Below are 21,705 nucleotides of genomic sequence, written 5' to 3'. Positions count from 1 at the left end.
CATATATCTGTTAAATATTTTGATTTAAAACGGTATCAGCCCATTTTGTTGCTTCTGAATAAAGCGTCATCATGTCCGTATCGGACAAAGAAAACACCGTTGACTGCGAAAATTCTTTTGAATTTGGCATGTAATCAAAGCTTTTGATGAAATCCAACACTTTTCTTAACTCGTTTTCTTCACCTAACAGCGCATTTTTTATTTCCTTTGTAAGCGGTAAATCTTTAATAGCTACTTCCATTGGCAAATGCAGCAAACTGTCCATTAACGACATCAATCCAAGCAAAAAGTACTTCGAACGATTATAGATTTTAAATTCATATCCTGCCAACAACTCTCCCAATTTAGCTCGTATTAAACTTAATCGAATGACTTCTTTCGAGATTACGTCGCTGTCATCGTGACTTAATCCTCGAATCATTAATATATAAATCCATTTCTTAATTTTAATTAATCCTAGAAATGAAATCGCTTGTTTAATAGAGCTTATTTCGTATCTAGAACGATTAAGCGGAGAATTAATCAATTTTAATAGCTTGTACGATAATGACAAGTCCCTTTCGATAATGTCTGCAATATAATCAATGTTGGGTTCCTCAATATTCAGCTCATTCATAATCAATACATATGAATGATAGTATGCAGGAATATCGTAGCTGTTTAAGATAACCGGCTTGCTAAAAAAATACCCCTGAAAATAAGTAAACCCATCGTTTTTTGCTTCTTTGAATTCCTCCCATGTTTCGACTTTTTCCGCTAGGAAGGTGACATGAAAACGCTCAAGCTGTTTTTTTAATTCAAGCCGCTCCCATCTTGTCGTATCACGAAAGTCAATCTTAATAATATCAGCATATACAAGTACGGCATCAGGTATTGGAGAACCCATAACAAAGTCATCCAGCGCAATCATATAGCCTAATTCCTTTAACTCTTTGCATACTTGAATCAGTTCGTCTGAAACAGGAACATCTTCTAATATTTCCACAACGATGGAATTAGGAGAAAAATAGGTTGGAACCCTTAGTTTTAGAAGATTTTCTGTAAAATTAATAAAGCACGGCTTTTGATTCGATAGTTGTTCCATGCCGATATTTAAGAAACTATTCACGATAACATCTGTTGTAGCTAAATCTCCGTTTGTGCCCCGATACTCATTTAAGTAATTATTTCGATAGAGGAGTTCATAATAAACAACTTCTTGCTTCTCATTGAAAATTGGTTGCCTGCCAACAAATACCTCCATTTTTTTGGAATCCCCACCTTAAAAAGCATTCATTGCTACTGCTTTAAACTGTCTAATAATGTAATAACCTGTTTGCTTAATTCATCAATGGTTGTATACATTTCTTGAGATTTATCCCTTTTTCCTTGATTATAGAAGTCTACCGCCTGAAAGCACATATTGTGAAATTCTGCGTGAATTGAATCCAACGATTCAAAAATTGGGTTACTGCCATACTGTTCCCCGCCAGTCCCAAAGTACCATTTCCCCAGACGGCATAACCTGTGATTTTTTACTTTACTAGCATCTAATTGGACTTTACCTGAGAGCATATTTTCAATCCGCCACCTCCATAACAGATGATCAGTCTTTGCCAAATTAATAATATCATTAGCACTTAAGGTAACTTCGAGAGAGTCAAGTTCGTTTCTCAATCTCTCTGTGGTTGTTCCTAAGTGATATAAATTCTCTGAACTAACAATAATATCATCCGTTGTTTTCGCCATTGTATTTTTCATATCACTTATAGTAGCTGTTACTTCTTGGAATGCTGCCGATTGTTCTTCAATCATCGGAGCAATTTCTGATATTTCTCTAATCCCTTCTTCCAGTGAGTCCAACATATGCTCCATATCCGTATAGCATGATTTAATGGACGTACTGCTTTCTTTCACTTTATCTGATGTTACTTTAATTTTCTCAGATGTTTTCAAAGCTTCATCTTGAACACTAAGTGCATTTTCGCGAATATCATGAACACTTTGCTTCGTTAATTCAGCAAGATTTCGAACTTCTTTTGCCACGACAGCAAAGCCACCCCCATAATCTCCTGCTCGGGCAGCTTCAATTGAAGCATTTAAAGCGAGTAAATTCGTTTGTTCGGCAATGTCAGAAATTAATTGTGTCATTCGACCAATAGAACTAACTTGCTTATCTAATGATTCAACTTGTAATGTAAGCGATTGGAATTCGTTATGGATTTCTTGAATTTCTCCTACAGAGTCAAGAAGCGCTTTCTTCACTTCCACTGCTGTACTTTTTACCTCTTTTATATTCTGCGCTGCATGTGAATTGTTACTTGAGACGGATTGAACAGATGCTGCTAATTGTTCTGATGCTGAAACAATAGAATCAAGGTTTCCACCTAACTCTATAGAATCCTTTTTCACTTTATTTATAAATGAGTTTTCATCAATGCTGACAGAAACAATATTGGTTAGGTCTAAAGAAATGGCTCTGAATTTCTTCTCATATCCATCAAGCAATTGATTCAGCAATAAGCCGATATCGTAGCATGGATGTGCTACTGCCAATTCCACCCTGCTAGTCAAATTGCCACTAATGGCATTGGTAAGGACCTCCCTAAGTTCTTCCGTATAATTACTAATTTGGTCAATTGTTATTGAGGTATATGATAACTTTTTTCGAACATTCAAGTTGAACATAAAAATATACTCCTTTCCGTCTGTAAAATTTCCCAACCTGAAACATAGCCCTTAATACTTATGTATCACTCATTTATAGGTATAAATACCTAACTGATCTAGGACCATTGTACTATATTGATACTAAAGTAAGCTATCTATTTTTTAGATTTTTTAAAATAGGACATAAATTTATAAGATTCACTCAAAAATACCAGCACTTTCCTAAATCAGAATAGCAAAAAAAGAGCCCCGAAACCGAGGCTCTCCCATACCAAATTCAAACAAAAAATAAATTGATATTTAAATTAAACTATTTCAAATACTCCAACACAAGCTTAACCGCTTCCTCACCTTGATCAATACAATCTGGTACGCCTAATCCTACATAAGATGCCCCTGCTAAAAACACCCCCGGTAGGTCTTTACGCATTTTTTCAGTAATTTCGTTCATCCGTTGTTTATGCCCAACAGTATATTGTGGCATTGAATCAGGCCATCTTGTAATAACGGCAAGTTCCGGCTTTGATGTGATGTTCATCGTTTTATTTAATTCCTTGAGAACGATTTGAATAATTTCCTCATCGGAGCGGCTCACAATTTCTTCATCGCCTGGTCTACCGACATAACAACGCAACAGCGCTTTACCCTTTGGTGCTGAGTGCGGCCATTTTTTATGTGTCCATGTAACAGCAGTCATCGAATAGCCGCTGTCACGCGAAATAATAAACCCCGTGCCATCAATGTCATTTTTAACTGCTGATTCAGGAAAGGCCATGGCAACATTAGCAACTGATGTTGATGGAATAGAATTGAATGGCGCAAAAAATGAATAATTAGAAAAAATGTGCGCCGTTTGTTTATGTGGTATGCAAACAACTATGCTGTCTGCCACCATTTCTTCCCCTGTTGACAGCTTTAACACATATTGATTTTCTTTGCGACTAACCTCTTCAACCGATACACCTTTCATTACCAATTCAGGATTTAGCTTTGCTTCAAGCGCTTGAACTAATGATTCAAGTCCACTCTTTAACGACAAAAACATGCCACCGCTTTTTTTTCCTGTTTGGGCTTTACTAGAAGCCGGCTTAGGCTGTGGCGTTGCTTTTTTCATCCCTAAAATTAAGCTACGATGTTTTTGCTCCACTTCATAAAATTGCGGAAATGTTGCCATTAAACTCATTTGATCGATATCACCAGCATAAATACCAGAAAGAAGAGGTTCAATCAAATGGTCTACAACCTCATTACCAAATCTTCTTCTGAAAAATCCCCCTAGCGATTGGTCACCTTTCACCTTTGAAGGCGGGAGGATAAAATCCCCACCTGCTCGGAGCTTGCCAAGTGGGCTGAACATTCCAGATTTTGCAAATGGAGCAATTTTCGTCGGAATCCCCATGATGGCGCCACCTGGCATTGAATGAAGCTTGTCTTTAACTAAAATATACGATTTCCCTGTTCCATTACTTACTAATTGGTCCTTTAATCCTGCTTCTTCCGCAAGCTTAGAAGCACTTTTTTTCCTTGCTAAAAATGAATCAGGCCCTTTTTCAATCACATAGCCATTTTCAGTATACGTTTGCACCTTCCCGCCTAAGCGCTCTGATGCCTCGATTAAAACAGTTTCAATCGGAAGATTTTTCTCACTAGTCTCTTTTTGCAAATAATAAGCAGCTGTGATTCCAGCAATGCCACCGCCAATGACGACAACTTTTTTCTTTTCTATCTTCACAATGATCCGCCTACTTCTTTCAGTTTTTTCGTGACTACATTGCTCAAAGCCTCAATAAACTTCGGATTCGCATTAGGCATTTCAGGTCTATAATATGTAACACCTAATTCATCAGTAATATTCTTACACTCAATATCATTATCGTATAATACTTCTAAATGGTCTGCGACAAAGCCAACGGGCGCATATACAAAAGATTTATAGCCCTTATGCTCAAATAGGTCTCTTGTTAAATCTTGAACATCAGGCCCTAACCACGGGTCTGGTGTATTGCCTGCACTTTGCCAGCCAATTTCATAATTACAAACCCCTGACTTTTCCGTCATTAGCTTTGCAGTTTCTTCAAGCTGCTCTGGATATGGGTCGCCCATGTTTAAAATCTTTTCCGGTAAGCTGTGGGCAGAAACAATTAATACAGCTTTTTCCCTTTCCTCACTTGACATCTTACTATAAATAGATTTAATATTTTCAGCCCAAAAATCGATGAATAAAGGCTCTTTATACCAAGATTCAATAAAATGAAGCTTTAACCCGCCGAGCCGTTCTGCTTCTTCCTCGGCACGACCATTGTAAGACTTCACGCTAAAGGTAGAAAAATGTGGGGCAAGTACTAGGCCGATTGCTTCTTCAATCCCGTCATTTTTCATCATTTTAACTGCATCCTCCACAAAGGGCTCAATATGCTTTAGTCCCAAATACATTTTAAATTCAAGATCTTGATGCTGTTCATTTAACTTCGCTTCAAGGGCTTCTGCTTGTTTCATTGTAATTTTCGCTAACGGAGAAATTCCACCGATAGCATTGTATCGATCTTGAAGATCCTTTAGCATTTCTACAGTTGGCTTTCTGCCGCGGCGAATATGGGTATAATACCGTTCAATATCTTCTTCTTTATATGGAGTCCCATAGGCCATCACAAGCAAACCGATTTTCTTTTTAGCCATTCGCTCACCTCTAATAAGTCAGTAAAGGCTGACTCCTTCCTACAAGTCAGCCTTTCAATTTCATATTCCCTATTTACTTAGCTTTTCAGCTGAATACTCATGAATGAATGTTGTTAATTTCTTTAATGTTTCAACTTGCACATCTGGGAATACACCATGACCAAGATTGAAAATGTAGCCAGGCTGGGCCATTCCTTGATCAAGAATCTCTTTCGCTCTTTCTTCAATCACATTCCATGGCGCAAGTAAAATTGCTGGGTCTAAATTTCCTTGAACTGTCTTTGTAATGCCCATTCTTCTTGCTTCAGAAATCGGTAATCGCCAATCTAAACCAACCACATCTAATGGCAAATCATTCCACTCATGAACAAGATGGCTTGCGCCAACACCAAACATAATTAATGGAACATTCATTTCACGAAGCTCTGTAAAAATTCTTGTCATCACTGGTTTAATAAAGACGCGATAATCTGCCACATTTAGCGCTCCTACCCAGGAATCAAAAATTTGAATCGCCTTCGCGCCAGCATCGATTTGCGCTTTTACATATGTAACTGTCATCGCCGCTAGCTTGTCCATTAGCTTAAACCAAGCATCCGGCTGTGAATACATAAATGCTTTCGTTTTATTATAATTTTTAGAAGGTCCGCCTTCAATCATATAGCTTGCAAGTGTAAAAGGAGCACCAGCAAAGCCAATTAACGGTACATCCAATTGCTCGTTTACTAATAATTTAATCGTATCTAGTACGTATGGAACATCTTCTTCGGGATTAATTTCCCCAAGTCTTTCCACATCTTCAATGCCACGAACTGGGTTTGATATAACAGGTCCAATCCCACCTTTTATCTCCACATCGATACCAAGGGCAGGAAGTGGTGTCATAATATCTTTATAAAGGATAGCTGCGTCAACATTATATTGATCAACTGGTAGCTTTGTTACATAAGCACATAGCTCAGGCTGATGGGTAATTTCAAATAAAGAATACTTTTCCTTTAAAGCGCGGTATTCCGGCTGTGAACGTCCCGCCTGACGCATATACCAGCACGGTACATAATCCGTTTTTTCACCTCTTGCCGCTCTTAATAAAGTATCATTAATTACGCGATTACTCATTATTTAGTTCCTCACCTTTCCACTGCCTCTATTTTTTAGCATTTCATAGCAACAGTTAACATGCTTATTGTATGTATATTTTTTGGCCACTAATTACAACTATAGCCTAACATATTATTTAATGTATATATACAATGCCAATATGTCATAAAATGTTCTAATTGTCCAACCACTCTAGTTAAATAAATGATTAAAAATGTCTTTCACTGATGTAAAAACAAAAGGAATCACTTTATGAAAAACCGGCGTAATCGTATATTGATTTAGCGGTGTAATAACTAGTATTAACAAAATCAAAATTCCGTAATTTTCGTACTGTGTCAGCTTCGCTCTTATATTGGGAGACGAAAGGTCTTCTAGCACACGATAACCGTCTAAGGGCGGAAACGGCATTAAATTAAAAATAAATAAAACAATATTCAATAAAATAAATAAATTAAAAAACTGATAGATTGTCTCAGTAACATTGCTTGGTAACCCGGCAAACACTCCGCTCATCATTAAACTATACCACAATATAAACCCAATGAAGACAAGCAGTAAATTACTAAATGGTCCTGCAAGCGAAACGAGGACGCTTGCAAGTCTCGGCTGTTTAAAATAAAAACGGTTTACAGGAACAGGCTTGGCCCAGCCAAACCCCGCAATCAAAATCATAATCGTTCCGAAAATATCTAAATGGGCTAATGGCGATAAAGTTAACCTGCCTTGATTTTTAGCGGTTGGATCGCCAAAACGATAGGCAACATAAGCATGGGCAAATTCATGAACTGATAAAGCAATGGCAAGTGCAATTATTAATAAAGGTATTTGCTCTAACGGAAAAGCTAAAAAACGATCCATTTTTTTCATCCTTACGAATTTTTTTTATTAATTGAATAATGTTTCCTGCTTGAGCAATTTCTTTTTCACATAGGAAAACGTAAAAAAGTATGTAAATACAAAACTTGCGCCAACAGCGATAAAGCCGAGAATCAAATCACCTGTAAAAAAGATAACAAGCGAAAAGAACACGCTTTTTACTAACAGTAAAGAAAAGAGCATTTGTAAAAAATTCGCACGGCGCACTTCCGTTGAAATAGGATATAAATCAATCCAAATTTTTAAAGAATGGTGCCTGTATAATGGTAGCAATTGAAATCCTGAAAGGTACACAAATAGCAGCAACACGAATAATTTACTATAGCCTAACGGCAGAAAATAAAGAAGAATGCTGCCAATGATAAGTAATCGCAAATAAATACCTACATAATCACTTGTTCGCGAAAATGTTCGATAATATAGAAAAGAAAACGTTGACCGCTGTTCAAAGGGAAGACGGCTTGTCAACCAATTCAGCCAGCTTCTTCTCTTAACCTTTTCCTTAAGCTTCGGAACATCTGTAAACATATTGGCAATCCGATAAAAAGTCATCATTCGATGTGCTTCAATTTCAATGAGTCCTTCCCAATTTAACCCCCTACCTTTAGTAGCAAAAGAAAAATAAAACGCTAAAAGAAAAACTAACACTCCAATTCCTAATGGATAAATCCAATTAGCACCGGACATTAGAAAATAAACGAATGCTACATTGATTATATAGCGCACGATTTGATCTGTTAGTAAGGAGCCTTTATCTGTCGAAAATTGCATATTCCACCTCGTTATAATGTTAACTCCCTTTACTATTAACAATATAACAATAATAAGTAGTAATTTCTGAATTGATGTATCAGACTGGTGTAAATATAAAGGCCCTAAGGCAGCAATCACAAAAATAAGCAAATAACATTGAATCATATAGGAATACATGATTGACCTTCTAAAATAGGGCTTTAACTCCGTTTCAACAGGTAAGAGAAAAACTAAATCCGCTTCCTTTAAAAGGGTTTGAATCGGGCTTTGTGTTAAAAAAACTGCAGCAATCAAAGCAATAATGATAGCAGCTGGAAAATCTTCTGGCAGTGTTTTCAGCCAGTTTTGATAATAATAAGCCCCACCGCCAACAGCAAAAAGCAATACTAATTTTAAATGGTCATTAAAAATCAACCGTAAATACCGTCTCGTATCCTTCAAATATAATTGAAATCTTTGTTTCCAAAGCTTATTTGCATCAATCATGAATCTTCCCTCGTTAACTGTAAATAAAGATCATCTAATGAAGCGTCTTGGCGCTGAAATTGTTCGCGAAGATCATTCATCGTTCCCTGTGCTCTTACTTTTCCATCGTGAAGAATGACAAAACGGTCACAATATTTTTCTGCTGTCGATAAAATATGAGTAGACATTAAAATGCCAGCACCCTTTTCCTTTGATTTTTCCATCATCGTAAGAAAGGATTGAATGCCAACTGGGTCTAAACCTACAAAGGGCTCATCGACAATATAAAGACTAGGATGAATAAGAAAGGCGCACATAATCATCACCTTTTGCCGCATTCCTTTAGAAAAATGAACGGGAAACCATTTCAAGCGCTTTTCCATGCGAAATTCTTTTAGTAAAGGTTCAAGTCTCTCTTCAAATTCGTTTTTTTGAAGGCCGTAAGCCATTGCTGTAAGTTCTAAATGCTCGTACAAAGTTAATTCATCATATAAAATCGGCGTTTCTGGAATATATGTAAATTGCTTGCGATAACCATCACGATTTTCTTTAAAAGTCGCACCATTAATCTTAACAGAGCCACTTTTCGGCTCCATCAAACCAATAATATGCTTTATTGTTGTACTTTTTCCAGCTCCATTCAAACCAATCAGCGCTACAATTTCACCAGGCTTTACTTCAAATGTTACTTCTTCTATAACAGGCTTTTTCGTATAGCCGCCGGTTAAATCATGAACTTCAAGTAATTTTGCCATTGATCTTATCCTTTCTAACAGCATAGTCACCATAATTTTAGCAAATTTTCCATTGACAAGATACTTTTTAAATCCCGACAAGTTTTAAAAAAATAAATGTATAGATTCCTCGTTGCTGGTTATCATAATAAACGAAGAGGGGAGTTCAACAAGTTAGTAGCAGTAATCCTAATTTTGAGGGAGATGATGGCGATGAACAATCTAAGTGGTGATTTAGTAACGTCATTTTAATCCGAAATGAGGTGTCTGTGAAAGACAACTTATTTGCTTTATAAGCTGAATAAAACTTAAATCCATTTGAAAATGAGGTGTCTACGATCGGCATATAACTGATTTAGATACTATTCCTTTGAAAATGAGGTGTCTGTGAAAGACAAACTATAGTTTTAGACGCAAAAAAGCAAACTCCCAAATCTCTTCAAAAAACAGGGCGCTCATTAAGACGCCCTGTTTTTTTGTGTACCTACAATCATATTTGGTTTACGAAGCGAAAATTCTGTATAATGTTTATTAGAAAAATTTTCTATTGAAAGGTTGGGCTTATTTATGTCAGATTGTATTTTTTGTAAAATTGTCAATGGAGAAATTCCTTCAGCAAAAGTATATGAAGATGAAAATGTATTAGCTTTTTTAGATATTTCGCAATTAACGAAAGGACATACATTACTTATCCCAAAAAAGCATAATGAAAACTTATTTGATTTGCCAAAAGAAACAGCGGAACAACTGTTTTCAGTCGTTCCTAAAATTACAAATGCTTTAAAAAGCCAATTAAAAATTGACGATTTGAATCTTGTCAGTAATTCCGGAGAAAAAGCCGGGCAAGAAGTGTTTCACTTACACCTTCATATTATTCCTCGTTACGGTAAAGGCGACGGCTATGGCACGGTGTTAAAATCCCACGCAAGCGAATATACAGGTGAGGATTTGCAAAACTTAGCAAAAGAAATTTCAAATGGAATTGTCAAATCATAAAAAATCGTCGAATATTAAAAAAATAAATACGCCGAAGGCACGAAAACGTGTTAGGATAGTATTAAAAATGTGATTTTATTTTTGAGGAGGATTTTACATTGAAACACGCTTATAATTTTAACGCTGGCCCATCTGCATTACCTTTAGAAGTTCTTCAAAAAGCACAAGCTGAACTTATCGATTTCAAAGGATCTGGAATGTCAGTAATGGAGCTTAGCCACCGCAGCAAAGAATATGAGGCAGTCCATAATAACGCACAAGCAACTTTGAAAAAGCTATTAAATATCCCAGAAAACTATGATGTGCTCTTTTTACAAGGTGGAGCGAGCTTGCAATTTTCAATGATCCCAATGAATTTTTTACAAGAAGGACAAATTGCAAACTTTGTTTTAACTGGTTCATGGTCGGAAAAGGCTTTACAAGAAGCGAAAAAACTAGGTCAAACGCATATTGCCGCTTCTACAAAAGAGTCAAAATATAAGTCTATCCCAAGCTTTGAAGAAATTAAGCTTAGTGAGAACCCTGCTTATTTGCATATTACATCAAATAATACGATTTACGGAACACAATGGGCTGACTTCCCTTCATTCGGCAACATCGACGTGATGGCCGACATGTCCAGCGACATTTTAAGCCGCCCATTTGATGTAGAGAAATTTTCTTTAATCTACGCTGGGGCGCAGAAAAATCTTGGCCCATCAGGTGTAACAGTCGTTATTCTGAAGAAGGAATTATTATCTCGTATTCCTGAAAACTTGGCAACAATGCTTGATTATCGTACACATACAGAGAGCAATTCACTATACAATACGCCGCCAACATTCGGCATCTACATGCTTTCTCTTGTACTGAATTGGGTAAAAGAGCTAGGTGGTGTTGAGAAAATTCAACAAATAAACGAGCAAAAAGCTTCTATTCTGTACAATACAATAGATGAAAGTGAAGGCTTCTACTCAGCGCATGCACTGCCTGGCAGCCGTTCAAACATGAATGTAACGTTTACACTGACAAATGATGAGCTTTCAAAAGAATTTTTAGCAGGTGCAAAAGAAGCTGGCTTCGTTGGTTTGAACGGCCATCGTTCTGTTGGCGGCTGCCGCGCATCAATCTATAATGCGGTTCCAATCGAAGCTTGTGAAGCTTTACGTGATTACATGCTTTCATTTAAAGCAAAGCACTAAGTTACCCTTCCAAACAATTAAAAAATTTGATAAAATAATAATAACTTTCGCAATAGGTCATGAGGGCACTATTGGAAAGAAAAAGTTTAGATTAGACGAGGAGAGATGAGAAATGAATACGAAAGTACTTGTGTCATTAGCAATGTTAATTGGGATTGGAGCTGTTTTACACGCTGTAGTGCCACCTATTCTTTTCGGGATGAAACCTGATATGCTTCTAACGATGATGTTTCTAGGAATCATGCTATTTCCAGAAAAGAAAAATGTTTTTGTTTTAGCAATTGCAACAGGCATCGTATCAGCACTAACAACTAATTTCCTAGGCGGTCAAGTTGCCAATATGATTGATAAACCAATTACAGCGTTCTTATTCTTTGGGCTTTTCCTTGCTGTAAGAAAATTGAATCAATCTGTTGCATCAGCAGCTGTCTTAACTGCCATTGGCACAATGATTAGCGGAACTGTATTTCTTGGCTCAGTGATGATTCTTTTTGGATTGCCCGGCGGTGCATCATTCTTAGCTTTATTCACAACGGTAGTTTTACCTACTACAGTTTTTAATACTGTGGCCATGATTGTCATTTATCCAATCGTTTCCGCCATCCTAAAAAGATCAAAAATCACTGTACCGCGATCTAATAGTTTCGAAGGTTAAAAATAGTGCCCTGCCTCTATTGCAAATTGAGGTAGGGCTTTTTTGTAAAAAAATCCATATTATTGGCTGTATCCACATGTTATAAGGGTTTCTTGTAAAAAAATTTTACTTTATAATAAAAGTAATATTGCAGAGGAGTTGGTATTTATGGCAAAAGGAAAATCGTTATTCCTTGGTTTGTTTATTGGTGGTCTTGCTGGAGCAGCCACTGCCCTTCTTGTTGCACCAAAAAGCGGCGATGAACTTAAAAGTACAATCAGTGCAAACAGTAAAAAGGTAAAAGAAACATTGAATTCCTTAAAAGTAGAATCAACTCAATTAAAAGATCAAGTTGTCCAAGCTTCAAAAGAAGGAGCGCTTATTTTAAAGGATTTTTCAAAGGATGTAAAAACATCAATTGATTCATGGAAAAAGGAAATTGAACCACAAAAGACAAATATTTTGGATGAATTAAAAAGCATCGAAGAATCAATTCAAAAACTCGAAAATATGAAGAAGGCTTAAAAACTTTAAACTTAAATAAAAAATTTATCGGACAAGGGTAGCCATAATACCTTGTCTTTTTTCAATTTTTGGAATAAATTTATAAAAGTTTAACCAATTTTCTGAATTTAAACAAAAAATTCTCTTTATCTTTTTTTCAATTATTGGCATAATAGAATAATAAAATTAGATTTCTAGAATAATCATTTCAGGAAAGTAGGTGATTTTAAATGAAACGTGAAGACATTCAATATTCGATGAAAGAAGCCATTTTATTCAGCCAAAAAATCGCCCAACTAAGTAAAGCTCTATGGAAGTCGGTTGAAAAGGATTGGCAACAATGGATTAAGCCTTTTGACCTTAACATAAATGAGCACCACATCCTTTGGATTGCGTACCATTTAAAGGGGGCATCTATTTCAGAAATTGCAAAATTCGGTGTCATGCACGTCTCAACAGCTTTCAACTTTTCTAAGAAATTAGAAGAAAGAGGCTTGTTGGAATTTTCAAAAAAAGAGGATGACAAGCGAAACACATATGTAGAATTAACAGAAGAAGGCGAACAAATTTTATTAAAGTCAATGGAGGCCTATGACGCTTCTGGATACGATGCGTACAAAGCAGCTTTACCACTTCGTGAACTTTACGGGAAATTCCCGGAAATGGTTGAATTCATGTGTATCGTGCGAAATATTTATGGTGATGATTTCATGCAAATTTTTGAACGTTCCTTCGAAAACCTTAATCAAGAATTTGTTGAAGAAAATGGTCGGTTAACAAAAAAAGAGAATGTATATGAAGAACAGGAAATCGACAAAGAACCTGTCAAAACCTAAAACTATTTTTGAGCAATTGTTAAAGTCTTTTTTAAGACTTCCATCAAAGTAACATACATTTTCTGTTCCAGAAATGCATGAATAGTCTCTTCTGGATCTAACTTTTTATTAACCAAGTTAATAAACTGTGTGAGGAGTGGCATAAAGTAAACAAAGCCCTCCTCTTTCTGTTGTTCATACTGAATCGTAAGGTCATCGCATAGTTTAAATAACTCCTCAACTTCCTCTTCTGATAAATCATTTTTTACTATCAATCTGTATACCGGGAAATTTTGAGTCTGAATCATCTCTAGTAATAACCTTTGATGATATTCTATTTTTTTCAACCGTTTCTTTATCTCTCCCATTTCCCAACAACATCCTTTACGATTTTAATTTAACAATTTTTTTTACAATGCAAGTATTGATTTTTACAGCAATTCATAATACAGTAGTTGAGTATCCATCGGGGTACATATCATTCCTTTTTTGAGGTGTAAATGTAAATGAATTGTTGGAAAACAATTAATCTATCTCGTGATCTCGGCAATCAGCGACTTATCGTTGTTTCAATGTTCGTTATGCTGCCTGCTTTCATCATGATGTATGTTCCACTAAGTATTATAAATGAAAGCACACATTTAAACGATGATTACATGCTATTATTTTTAATTTGTTTACTATTGTTAATTCCTATACATCTTGTTTGCCATGCAATTCCCGCTTGGTTAACTGGACAAAGAATAAAGGTCAGATTTTATTTCAATTCGCGGTTTTTGCCAATTTTCACGATTCAATATAATCATCAGCTGCCTAGGAATATAAAAATAGCATCAATTCTAGCGCCAACTGTATTTATTACTTGTCCTTTAATTTTTTGTAGCATTATTTATCCGCAATTTATGCATTATTTTTCAATTATAGCTGCCATAAATATCGGCTTATCAGTATCAGACATTATTTATTTAATGATTTTAATTAAAGCTCCTAAAAAGAGCATGATTGAACATACGAGAAACTCATTTGATATATTAGTTCATAACAAATAGTAAGGGCTGTCTCCAATATGTCGGATAAATTTGGTGACAGTCCCTTTATCGTTATAAACTATCTTTTTCTTCTTTTTTTTGGTATTGTTATTTACATGTACAAATGTAAATCTTTTAAGCTACTATATTTTGTAAAGGAGGAATCTCAATAAAATGGTATTCCCGTTCATTACATTTGCGGTTTTCTTTTTATATATAATTAATTCAATGACAAACCAAATGTGTCTACGAAAAGAGATTCCCGAAGAACGTCAACCAAAGGTTTTTCGAACAATAAATGTACTAATAACTATTCTGCTTATTTCCACTTATATTGAAATTCTTTTCGTATATTAGAACAAGAGGCCGATTACTAGCCCCTTGTTTTTTCATAGTATTCTCCTCGTTTCTTACCAATACCAAGATGCACCTACAATGATTAATAATATGAATAAAATAATGATTAATGTAAATCCCCCACCATAGCCACCATAGCCAACCTGTTCAGACATAACGAACACCTCCCTCGTAGGCTTTATCCCATATTATGCAATAAATAAAATAAACGAATGGGCCACTGTCCTTATTTATACCGATACGAAAATATAATTTTTATATAACATAAAAAATATGATATAGTATGTCATGTCATAGGTTAAATTTTGAAAATACGAGGAGTGTCAAAGATGAAAAAGTGGATTCTCTCAGCAACAGCGGCCGTAACAATTTTTGGACTAGCTGCATGTAGTGGAAATACTGGTAGCTCTAATGTAATTGCCGAAACGAAGGCTGGAAATATTACACAGGATGAGTTATATAATGAACTAAAACAACAATACGGTCGGAATGTTCTATACAAACTAGCATTAGAAAAAGTGCTCGGTGAAAAGTATCCTGTTACGGACAAAGAAGTAGATGCCGAACTTGCAAAACTGAAAGAACAATATGGAGATCAATTCCAAATGTTCCTTGCATCAAATGGGGTCCAAGATGAAAAAGCCTTCAAAGACACCCTTCGTCTTCAGCTCATTCAAGATAAAGCACTTGTTAACTATTTCGAAATTCCTGAGGATGAGATGAAAAAGAAATATGATGAAATGAAACCTGAAATAAAAGCAAGTCATATTTTAATTAAAGATGAGAAAACAGCGAAAGACGTTTTACAAAAAGTTAAACACGAGGAAGATTTTGCGAAACTAGCAAAAGAATATTCTGAAGACCCTGGCTCCGCTGCAAAAGGTGGAGATTTAGGCTACTTTGGAACGGGATTTATGATGAAACCTTTCGAAGATGCGGCCTACGCACTGAACATTGGGGAAGTTAGTGACCTTGTAAAAACGGACTTTGGCTATCACATCATCAAACTAACTGACAAAAAAGCTTTAAAACCTTTCGATGAAATGAAGGATGAAATACGAAAAGAACTAGCTCAAGAAAAAGCTCAAGAGGACCCAACTGTTGTCCAAGAAAAAATTAAAAATGAATTAAAAGAAGCAAATATTAAAGTTAAGGATGCAGATTTAAAAGGTACTTTTGATTTTATTAATGGGGAAAAATAAGCGGGAATGCGGCCACATTTTAGCCTACTGGTTAAAAACTGGCCGCAAACACATTTCTAGTTTTGCATCTGCTCCTTCCGCCGTGCTCTTTCCTCTTCCATTCTTTGTATATAAATTTCGCCTTCTTTTTCGATAAACTCCATATCTACATCCTGCTCTTCCTTCGCCGTTTTCACCATCATAAAGGCACTAAAAATGATTCCTGCTAACACAAGATAAATCCACCATGGCAATGTTAACATTGTGTTCACCCCTTTTTTAAAGTAAAATCCAATTTTTTCAGTAGACAGGCTTTATTAAAAAATATGATGGCGCTGGGAAATTATGCGTAAAACATCTGCGATGATTGACGCGAAACTATAGTAATTTCACACAAAACCGAGCCCATTTAGGTTATAATACAAATAACGAGTCGATAAACACGGAGGAAGTAAATGGAAAACAGAAAAACATATTTTTATGATTTTGTCCCCGTTCGAATCAATAGTACTGAGGAAGAACGAGCAACCATTTTGAATAAGTATCCACCTCCTGTCTGGGAGGAAGGGAAAAGTGATTTTAATATTGAAACTGAAGTTAAAGGCAATGATGTAAATGCGCAGCTCCTTTTGACTGAATATACAGTTGAAAAAACAAAAACTGATAAACAATATTTAAAATTTAAATTCAGCAACAGTAATGGCGCAATCAATGCGAAAATGTGGGACAATGACGGTGCATTGGCTCGCTATACACCAATGCTTGAAGAATATAATTTGTTTCAAGTAAGTGGAAAAGTCGAGGATTATAGAGGCCATAAATCAATCTCAATACACAAAATACAGCCGTGCAAGGAAAATATTAATCCGTTTTCCCTTATTGCCTCAACGAAACAAAATATTGAAGATTTAACTATTGAACTGTTCAGCTATCTATATGAGCTTCAATCACCTTTTAAAGAAATCGCCATTAAGGCTATGGACCGCTTTTGGGACCAGTTTCGAATCAGGCCTGCGGCCAAAGGACATCACCATAATTATTTAGGCGGCTTATTGAAGCATACCGTTGGACTGATGCGTATTGCCCGCTATATCGTAAAATTTGAGGATAACCCGTTTCAGGCTGTTTTCAAACTCATTCATCGCGTTGAAAAAGCACTTAAAGATGAATTATGGGCTGATTTACAAACCGACAACCCTGGCTCAAATTCCCGTTCATTTGTATGGAAAGATACGATTGACCATCTTTATTCAATGTTTTACGGGATGGCTAAGCATAAAGGCCAAGTGGCAAATTATGATTTATTAATCGTTAGTATTCTTTTCCATGATATTGGAAAACTGCTTGAGTATCATCATGCTGGAAAAACGTTTGAGGATTTTAAATTTTTATTCCCTACAGCCGACCATTCATCGTTAGAAAACAGAAAAGCGACTGGCATTATGATGGATGAGCTTGGTGTAATGGTTGGGCATATTCCGTATGGCGTTTTATTGCTCTCTAAAATTATTGAATCGGAGAATATTATGATTTCATTGGAGGATATTCACCATATGCACCATTGCATCCTTTGTCACCATGGCTTGCCTGAATGGGGATCTTGTGTTCGTAATCCACAAACAATCGAAGGCTATCTTATCCATTTTGTCGATTTTCTTGATAGCCGCTATGAAAATACGGAGGAAGTAAAGTAGGAAGCAGGGAATCATCCCCTGCTTCCTTCTAGTTTAATCATTTCGGCTTCATCAAAAAGCTCTACGATATGTTGGTGGCATGTAAAAAATAATATTTGATGATCCTTCGCTATTTCCCGAATAAGCTCTAGTGCACGCTTCGTTCTTTCCTTATCGAAATTGACAAAACTATCATCAATTATAATTGGCAAAGGTGTTATTGAACGAAAATTCCTAGCTAAGCTTAATCGCAGCGATAAATAAAGCTGTTCCGTTGTCGCCTGACTTAATTCATTTGGTGTAAAACGAATGCCATCATGACGCTCTACGATAAAGCCGCTGTCTTCGGTCGGTGCATTAAGAAGTGGATACTTATCGAACGTTAAAAATGAAAAATAAGTTTGTGCGGTCTGAATAACTTGTGGCAGCCGCACCATCCGATAATAATCTTTTGTTCGATCAATCAAGTCTTTGGCAACCTTGTAAACTGCCCATTCGCCTGCTTCCCTTTGAAATTCATCCTTCAATACTTCATAACGGTGCACAAGGTCTGAATATGCAGTTCCTTCTTCTAAATTTTTTATTTCAACGCTTATATCAGCAAGCCTAACTTGCAGCTGTTTTCTTTCTGAATCAGCATTTGTTATTGCTTCTGTTGTTTTATCAATGATTTGCTCGTAATGTATATTCTCATTTGCAATCTCATCAATATAGCGTTCCTCACCCGCTTTTAGTACCGATTGTAAATAGCTTTCAATCGCTTGCAGCTTTGCCTTTACGGCAGAATATTCCTCATTTGCCTTCCCTTTTTGTCTAAATGAATCCTCATCTTCCACATTGGCGCTAGAAAATAAAACTTTTATTTCCGTTTCTAAATATTGCATCTGCTGTTCAAGCGCTGTCAATTCATCGTGATATTCCTTTCCCTTCTCATTCAGCTGATAAACTCTATATTTTTTTTCTTTTTCTTTCTCGATTATGTCAATGATTTTGTCTAGTGCCAACAACGAAAACTCTGTCTGCAAATTAAAAATCTCAATCAGTTCCTTAACGTCGGCTGTAAATATTGTTACCTCTTTTTCCAGCCGCTCCCGCTCCAATAATAAATGACTTTTTGTACGAATTCGTTTTTTTAGTTCTTCAAGCCATTCAAAGGCACTCATTAATAGCGTTGCTGGCAATTCATTTGGAAATTTATGCTTACAACAAAAAGCCGCCAGTTCCTGTTCGGCTTGATGAAATTCCTGCTCCCAGCTTTCATATTGCTTTACAATATCATCAAAGATTTTTTCCTTTTGTTTTAAAAGTACTTGCTCTTTTTCGATTTGCTGATTTTTGGCATTTTTAAAAGTGAACTTATATAAAGATAACCCTAATAAAATAATAACTGAAATAACGAGCGGATAAATACTCTCACTTAAAACCCAAAGTATGATTCCCCCAGCAAATGTTGCGAGAAGAGAGAGGATGACTGCAAGCATTGGCTTTTTATTTTTTTGCTTCTCCTTTTTCAATTTTTGCAAAGCTGCTTCTGCTTGTTCAAGTTCCGCTTTTGCTTTATTAAATTGCTCATCTAAAAACGTTTGTTGATTGTTTAAACGCTCCACTTTAGTTATTAAATTTTTTAGCTGTTCCTTAATTGTAAGACTTATATCAATTTCGTTTATAATCTCCTCATTATAGCCGCTGCCAAGCTTCCCAATAATGACGTTAATTTCTTCCTGTTCATATGTTAACGATAAGCTGATTTTTTCTTTTTCTATTTCTTGCATTTCATAAACTTTTTGCTTCTCCTTTAAAGATCGGACTTTTACTTCCTGTGCAATAGAATCTTCTTTATAGTTGGTTGCATCCATTTCTTTTTGTAAATCAGATATTTTTTGCGAAAGCGAAAGTGCCTGTCCTTTTAAGGGACGCATTTCTGTTTGAAGTTGCGCTAGACGCTCAAGCCCATTTACAGGAAAAGGCTCAAAATCGCTTATCTGGCTAAGTTGAATTTGCCACTTTTTGCGCTCTGTAATATGAGGCTCAAGCATTTGTTTTTTTTCATATTCTTTTACTAATGATTGGAGCTGAGTTATTTTTTCCCCCATTTCATTTAAACGAACTTTTAAACGTTCTTGTTCCTGAACATACTTATTGTAAAGTTCGACTTTACCTTCCCATTTTTTTAATTCATTGCGAACGCACTCTAATTCCGCTAATTTTTCATTTAATAATGGTTTACGTCCAGATGGTTTATAGAGCTCATCTAGTTTTTTTGTTAATTTTTTCTCCATCTCAAATAGAGCTTGGCCACCAGTCGTTCCTGCCGTAAATAAATAATGGCTCAATTCAGTTGACGTCACGTTTTCAATTGCCTGCAGCCCTTTAAAACCAAACGAAAAAATAGACTGATAAAGCGCACGATCAAGCCCTTTAAATAATGCTTCTCGTTCATCCTCCTCACAGACGGTGCCATCCTCGTTAAAAATTAAAAGTTCTCCTGTTGATCGTCCTTTTACCCGCTCGATTGTGATAACTTTATCAGCAGTTTCTACCGTCACCTTGCCACCATATTTGGCACCTGTTTTCGGTTCATAACGATTTTCAGTTTGATTCCTTGCGGGAAACCCAAAAAAAATCGCAAGGATAAAAGCCGTAATTGTTGATTTTCCTGCTTCATTATGTCCGAATAAAACATGAAGCGATTTTGTTGGCTGCAATTGAAACATTTTATTTTCAAATTGTCCGAAACCGTAAATATGAATCGTTCGTATTTTCATTCTGATACCCCTACCCCTTCAACAATTCATGTAAAAGAAGCCTTTCAGCTTTAACGAGAATTTCCCTACGGTCTTCCTTCACATTTTGTAAAAATGGGTTGACCTTATGGTTTTTGAGCAACATCCCTAAAGCTTCTTCAAAAAAATCGTCATTATAATCATCAACCTGCTGCAATAAATCGCTAATAAAATGGGCTTCACTTTTTAATAGATTTCGATTATATGGTATCGCTGTATTATTTTGACATGAAGCCACCCAAACGAAGTTTTCTGCTAACTCTTCGCCTTCATTAACAATGTCACATAAATCATTTATGAACTGGCTATCATTTAGCTCTTCATGAAGCAGGCCGCTTCCAAGCAAATTAATTGTTACAATCGCTCCTTGACGAAGATTTCGATATCGTTCTTTACATGTTTTTATCGCAATAATTAATTCATCGACAGTTACCAACGAATCAATTGTAATATTTTCCGTTTCCCAGACAATCGGGGCACAAGGAACAAATCGCTGTTTTGTTTCAAGTTTCGTTAATTCGACAACAAAGCAGCCTTTATCACCAAATTCTTTCCGATGTCTCCCTTGAATATTTCCCGGGTAAATAATAGTTGGATTTTCATGGAGAATTTGCCGTTTATGTATATGCCCAAGTGCCCAATAATCGAAATTTTTTTCTAACAGCTGATTGATTGTAAAAGGGGCATATGGGTCATGCTCGTCCTTTCCTTCTAAATTCCCGTGTAGCATCCCGATATGAAATAAATCGTCTTCTTTTTTATGATAATATTTAACCATATTTTCAGTGACAGCACGTTTTTCATAACTGAAGCCATGAATATACGCCAATGTTTTACCTTTTTTTTGAAAAGGGGTGACCTCCACATTTTCTGAAAAAAAATAGACATTTTCCGGCCATGTTAGCTCTGCCCAACTACCCCCTAAATGGTCGTGGTTGCCATGAATAACATATACGCATATTCCAGCTTCCTCCAGCCTTTCAAACCCTTTTCGCAGGCTAATTTGTGCCTTTAAACTACGAATATGATTATCGAATAAATCACCCGCTACTAATACAAAATCAATGTGTTCGCTAATAGCAAGCTCGATTATTCGATTAAATGAAACAAACGTGCTTTCTTTTAATTTTTTAAAAATAGGGGTTGGCAAATGATTTAACCCTTTAAAAGGGCTGTCTAAATGAAGGTCAGCAGTATGTATAAATTTAATTGCATCCATCAAAACCACGTCTTTCCAAAAATATATTACTTTTATTTTAACATATCGAACGCATATTCGTAAAACTCATATAAAAA

At 35.9% G+C, this 21,705-nt stretch carries 22 protein-coding genes; 9 read left to right on the top strand and 13 right to left on the bottom strand.

The genetic code is table 11. The features are described 5' to 3' along the window. Positions 1–10: 10 nt before the first annotated feature. From GX497_14810 to GX497_14775, 8 genes are all read right to left on the bottom strand, one after another. A complete protein-coding gene (locus GX497_14810) occupies positions 11–1,243 on the bottom strand; it encodes an EAL domain-containing protein (protein ID HHY74464.1) in 1,233 nt (410 codons plus the stop codon). A gap of 35 nt (positions 1,244–1,278) precedes the next feature. After that, a complete protein-coding gene (locus GX497_14805) occupies positions 1,279–2,667 on the bottom strand; it encodes a hypothetical protein (protein HHY74463.1) in 1,389 nt (462 codons plus the stop codon). Between the two features lie 292 nt (positions 2,668–2,959). Continuing rightward, entirely contained in the window at positions 2,960–4,381 is a 1,422-nt protein-coding gene (gene hemY / locus GX497_14800; GenBank protein ID HHY74462.1) for a protoporphyrinogen oxidase, read from the bottom strand. Next, positions 4,378–5,325 (bottom strand): ferrochelatase, encoded by a 948-nt coding sequence (gene hemH, locus GX497_14795; protein HHY74461.1) that lies wholly within the window; start codon positions 5,323–5,325, stop codon positions 4,378–4,380. The genes hemY and hemH overlap by 4 nt, the downstream gene beginning before the upstream one ends. Before the next feature lie 69 nt (positions 5,326–5,394). Continuing rightward, positions 5,395–6,444 (bottom strand): uroporphyrinogen decarboxylase, encoded by a 1,050-nt coding sequence (gene hemE, locus GX497_14790; protein HHY74460.1) that lies wholly within the window; start codon positions 6,442–6,444, stop codon positions 5,395–5,397. 174 nt (positions 6,445–6,618) lie between these two features. Then, on the bottom strand, positions 6,619–7,287 hold the full coding sequence (locus GX497_14785; GenBank protein HHY74459.1) for a site-2 protease family protein: 669 nt from the start codon (positions 7,285–7,287) through the stop codon (positions 6,619–6,621). Positions 7,288–7,314: 27 nt separating this feature from the next. Continuing rightward, the gene (locus GX497_14780; protein ID HHY74458.1) at positions 7,315–8,544 is read right to left on the bottom strand and encodes an ABC transporter permease; all 1,230 of its coding nucleotides are present in this window, start codon (positions 8,542–8,544) and stop codon (positions 7,315–7,317) included. Then, positions 8,541–9,278: an ABC transporter ATP-binding protein gene (locus GX497_14775; GenBank protein ID HHY74457.1), complete on the bottom strand. Its 738-nt coding sequence runs from the start codon at positions 9,276–9,278 to the stop codon at positions 8,541–8,543. The genes GX497_14780 and GX497_14775 overlap by 4 nt, the downstream gene beginning before the upstream one ends. Positions 9,279–9,824: 546 nt before the next feature. On the opposite strand from GX497_14775, the gene GX497_14770 reads away from it, so the two are divergent. From GX497_14770 to GX497_14750, 5 genes are all read left to right on the top strand, one after another. Further along, the gene (locus GX497_14770) at positions 9,825–10,253 is read left to right on the top strand and encodes an HIT family protein (protein HHY74456.1); all 429 of its coding nucleotides are present in this window, start codon (positions 9,825–9,827) and stop codon (positions 10,251–10,253) included. Positions 10,254–10,351: 98 nt separating this feature from the next. Then, positions 10,352–11,434 carry a 3-phosphoserine/phosphohydroxythreonine transaminase gene (gene serC / locus GX497_14765; GenBank protein HHY74455.1) on the top strand — a complete coding sequence of 361 codons (1,083 nt, stop codon included), beginning with the start codon at positions 10,352–10,354 and terminating at the stop codon, positions 11,432–11,434. Between the two features lie 112 nt (positions 11,435–11,546). Continuing rightward, on the top strand, positions 11,547–12,089 hold the full coding sequence (locus tag GX497_14760) for a tryptophan transporter (protein ID HHY74454.1): 543 nt from the start codon (positions 11,547–11,549) through the stop codon (positions 12,087–12,089). A gap of 147 nt (positions 12,090–12,236) precedes the next feature. Next, complete coding sequence (locus GX497_14755; protein ID HHY74453.1) at positions 12,237–12,593, top strand: YtxH domain-containing protein; 357 nt, start codon at positions 12,237–12,239, stop codon at positions 12,591–12,593. A gap of 209 nt (positions 12,594–12,802) precedes the next feature. Next, positions 12,803–13,408 (top strand): HTH-type transcriptional regulator Hpr, encoded by a 606-nt coding sequence (locus GX497_14750; protein HHY74452.1) that lies wholly within the window; start codon positions 12,803–12,805, stop codon positions 13,406–13,408. Positions 13,409–13,410: 2 nt separating this feature from the next. Here the strand turns inward: GX497_14750 and GX497_14745 are convergent, their stop codons facing one another. Beyond that, the gene (locus GX497_14745; GenBank protein ID HHY74451.1) at positions 13,411–13,755 is read right to left on the bottom strand and encodes a DUF1878 family protein; all 345 of its coding nucleotides are present in this window, start codon (positions 13,753–13,755) and stop codon (positions 13,411–13,413) included. Between the two features lie 138 nt (positions 13,756–13,893). On the opposite strand from GX497_14745, the gene GX497_14740 reads away from it, so the two are divergent. Further along, positions 13,894–14,436, top strand: a complete 543-nt coding sequence (locus tag GX497_14740) for a DUF3267 domain-containing protein (GenBank protein HHY74450.1) — start codon at positions 13,894–13,896, stop codon at positions 14,434–14,436. Between the two features lie 153 nt (positions 14,437–14,589). Next, positions 14,590–14,772 carry a hypothetical protein gene (locus GX497_14735; protein HHY74449.1) on the top strand — a complete coding sequence of 61 codons (183 nt, stop codon included), beginning with the start codon at positions 14,590–14,592 and terminating at the stop codon, positions 14,770–14,772. A 53-nt stretch (positions 14,773–14,825) separates the two neighbouring features. On the opposite strand, the gene GX497_14730 is transcribed toward GX497_14735, so the two are convergent. Next, complete coding sequence (locus GX497_14730; protein ID HHY74448.1) at positions 14,826–14,927, bottom strand: YjcZ family sporulation protein; 102 nt, start codon at positions 14,925–14,927, stop codon at positions 14,826–14,828. A gap of 174 nt (positions 14,928–15,101) precedes the next feature. Here GX497_14730 and prsA point away from each other — a divergent pair, with 174 nt between their 5' ends. Continuing rightward, positions 15,102–15,974 carry a peptidylprolyl isomerase PrsA gene (gene prsA / locus GX497_14725; GenBank protein HHY74447.1) on the top strand — a complete coding sequence of 291 codons (873 nt, stop codon included), beginning with the start codon at positions 15,102–15,104 and terminating at the stop codon, positions 15,972–15,974. A gap of 56 nt (positions 15,975–16,030) precedes the next feature. On the opposite strand, the gene GX497_14720 is transcribed toward prsA, so the two are convergent. Then, complete coding sequence (locus GX497_14720) at positions 16,031–16,216, bottom strand: SigE-dependent sporulation protein (GenBank protein HHY74446.1); 186 nt, start codon at positions 16,214–16,216, stop codon at positions 16,031–16,033. A gap of 192 nt (positions 16,217–16,408) precedes the next feature. On the opposite strand from GX497_14720, the gene GX497_14715 reads away from it, so the two are divergent. Continuing rightward, positions 16,409–17,647: a hydrolase gene (locus GX497_14715; GenBank protein ID HHY74445.1), complete on the top strand. Its 1,239-nt coding sequence runs from the start codon at positions 16,409–16,411 to the stop codon at positions 17,645–17,647. An 11-nt stretch (positions 17,648–17,658) separates the two neighbouring features. On the opposite strand, the gene GX497_14710 is transcribed toward GX497_14715, so the two are convergent. Together GX497_14710 and GX497_14705 are read right to left on the bottom strand one after the other, a co-directional pair. Next, positions 17,659–20,391, bottom strand: a complete 2,733-nt coding sequence (locus GX497_14710; GenBank protein HHY74444.1) for an AAA family ATPase — start codon at positions 20,389–20,391, stop codon at positions 17,659–17,661. A gap of 10 nt (positions 20,392–20,401) precedes the next feature. Next, positions 20,402–21,628: a DNA repair exonuclease gene (locus tag GX497_14705; protein ID HHY74443.1), complete on the bottom strand. Its 1,227-nt coding sequence runs from the start codon at positions 21,626–21,628 to the stop codon at positions 20,402–20,404. Positions 21,629–21,705: the final 77 nt, after the last annotated feature.

It is taken from the genome of Bacillus sp. (in: firmicutes) (genome assembly GCA_012842745.1).
Classification (GTDB): Bacteria; Bacillota; Bacilli; order Bacillales; family Bacillaceae_J; genus Schinkia.
The sequence above is the reverse complement of the archived record's forward strand: the minus strand, read 5'-3'. Positions and strand labels throughout refer to the sequence as shown.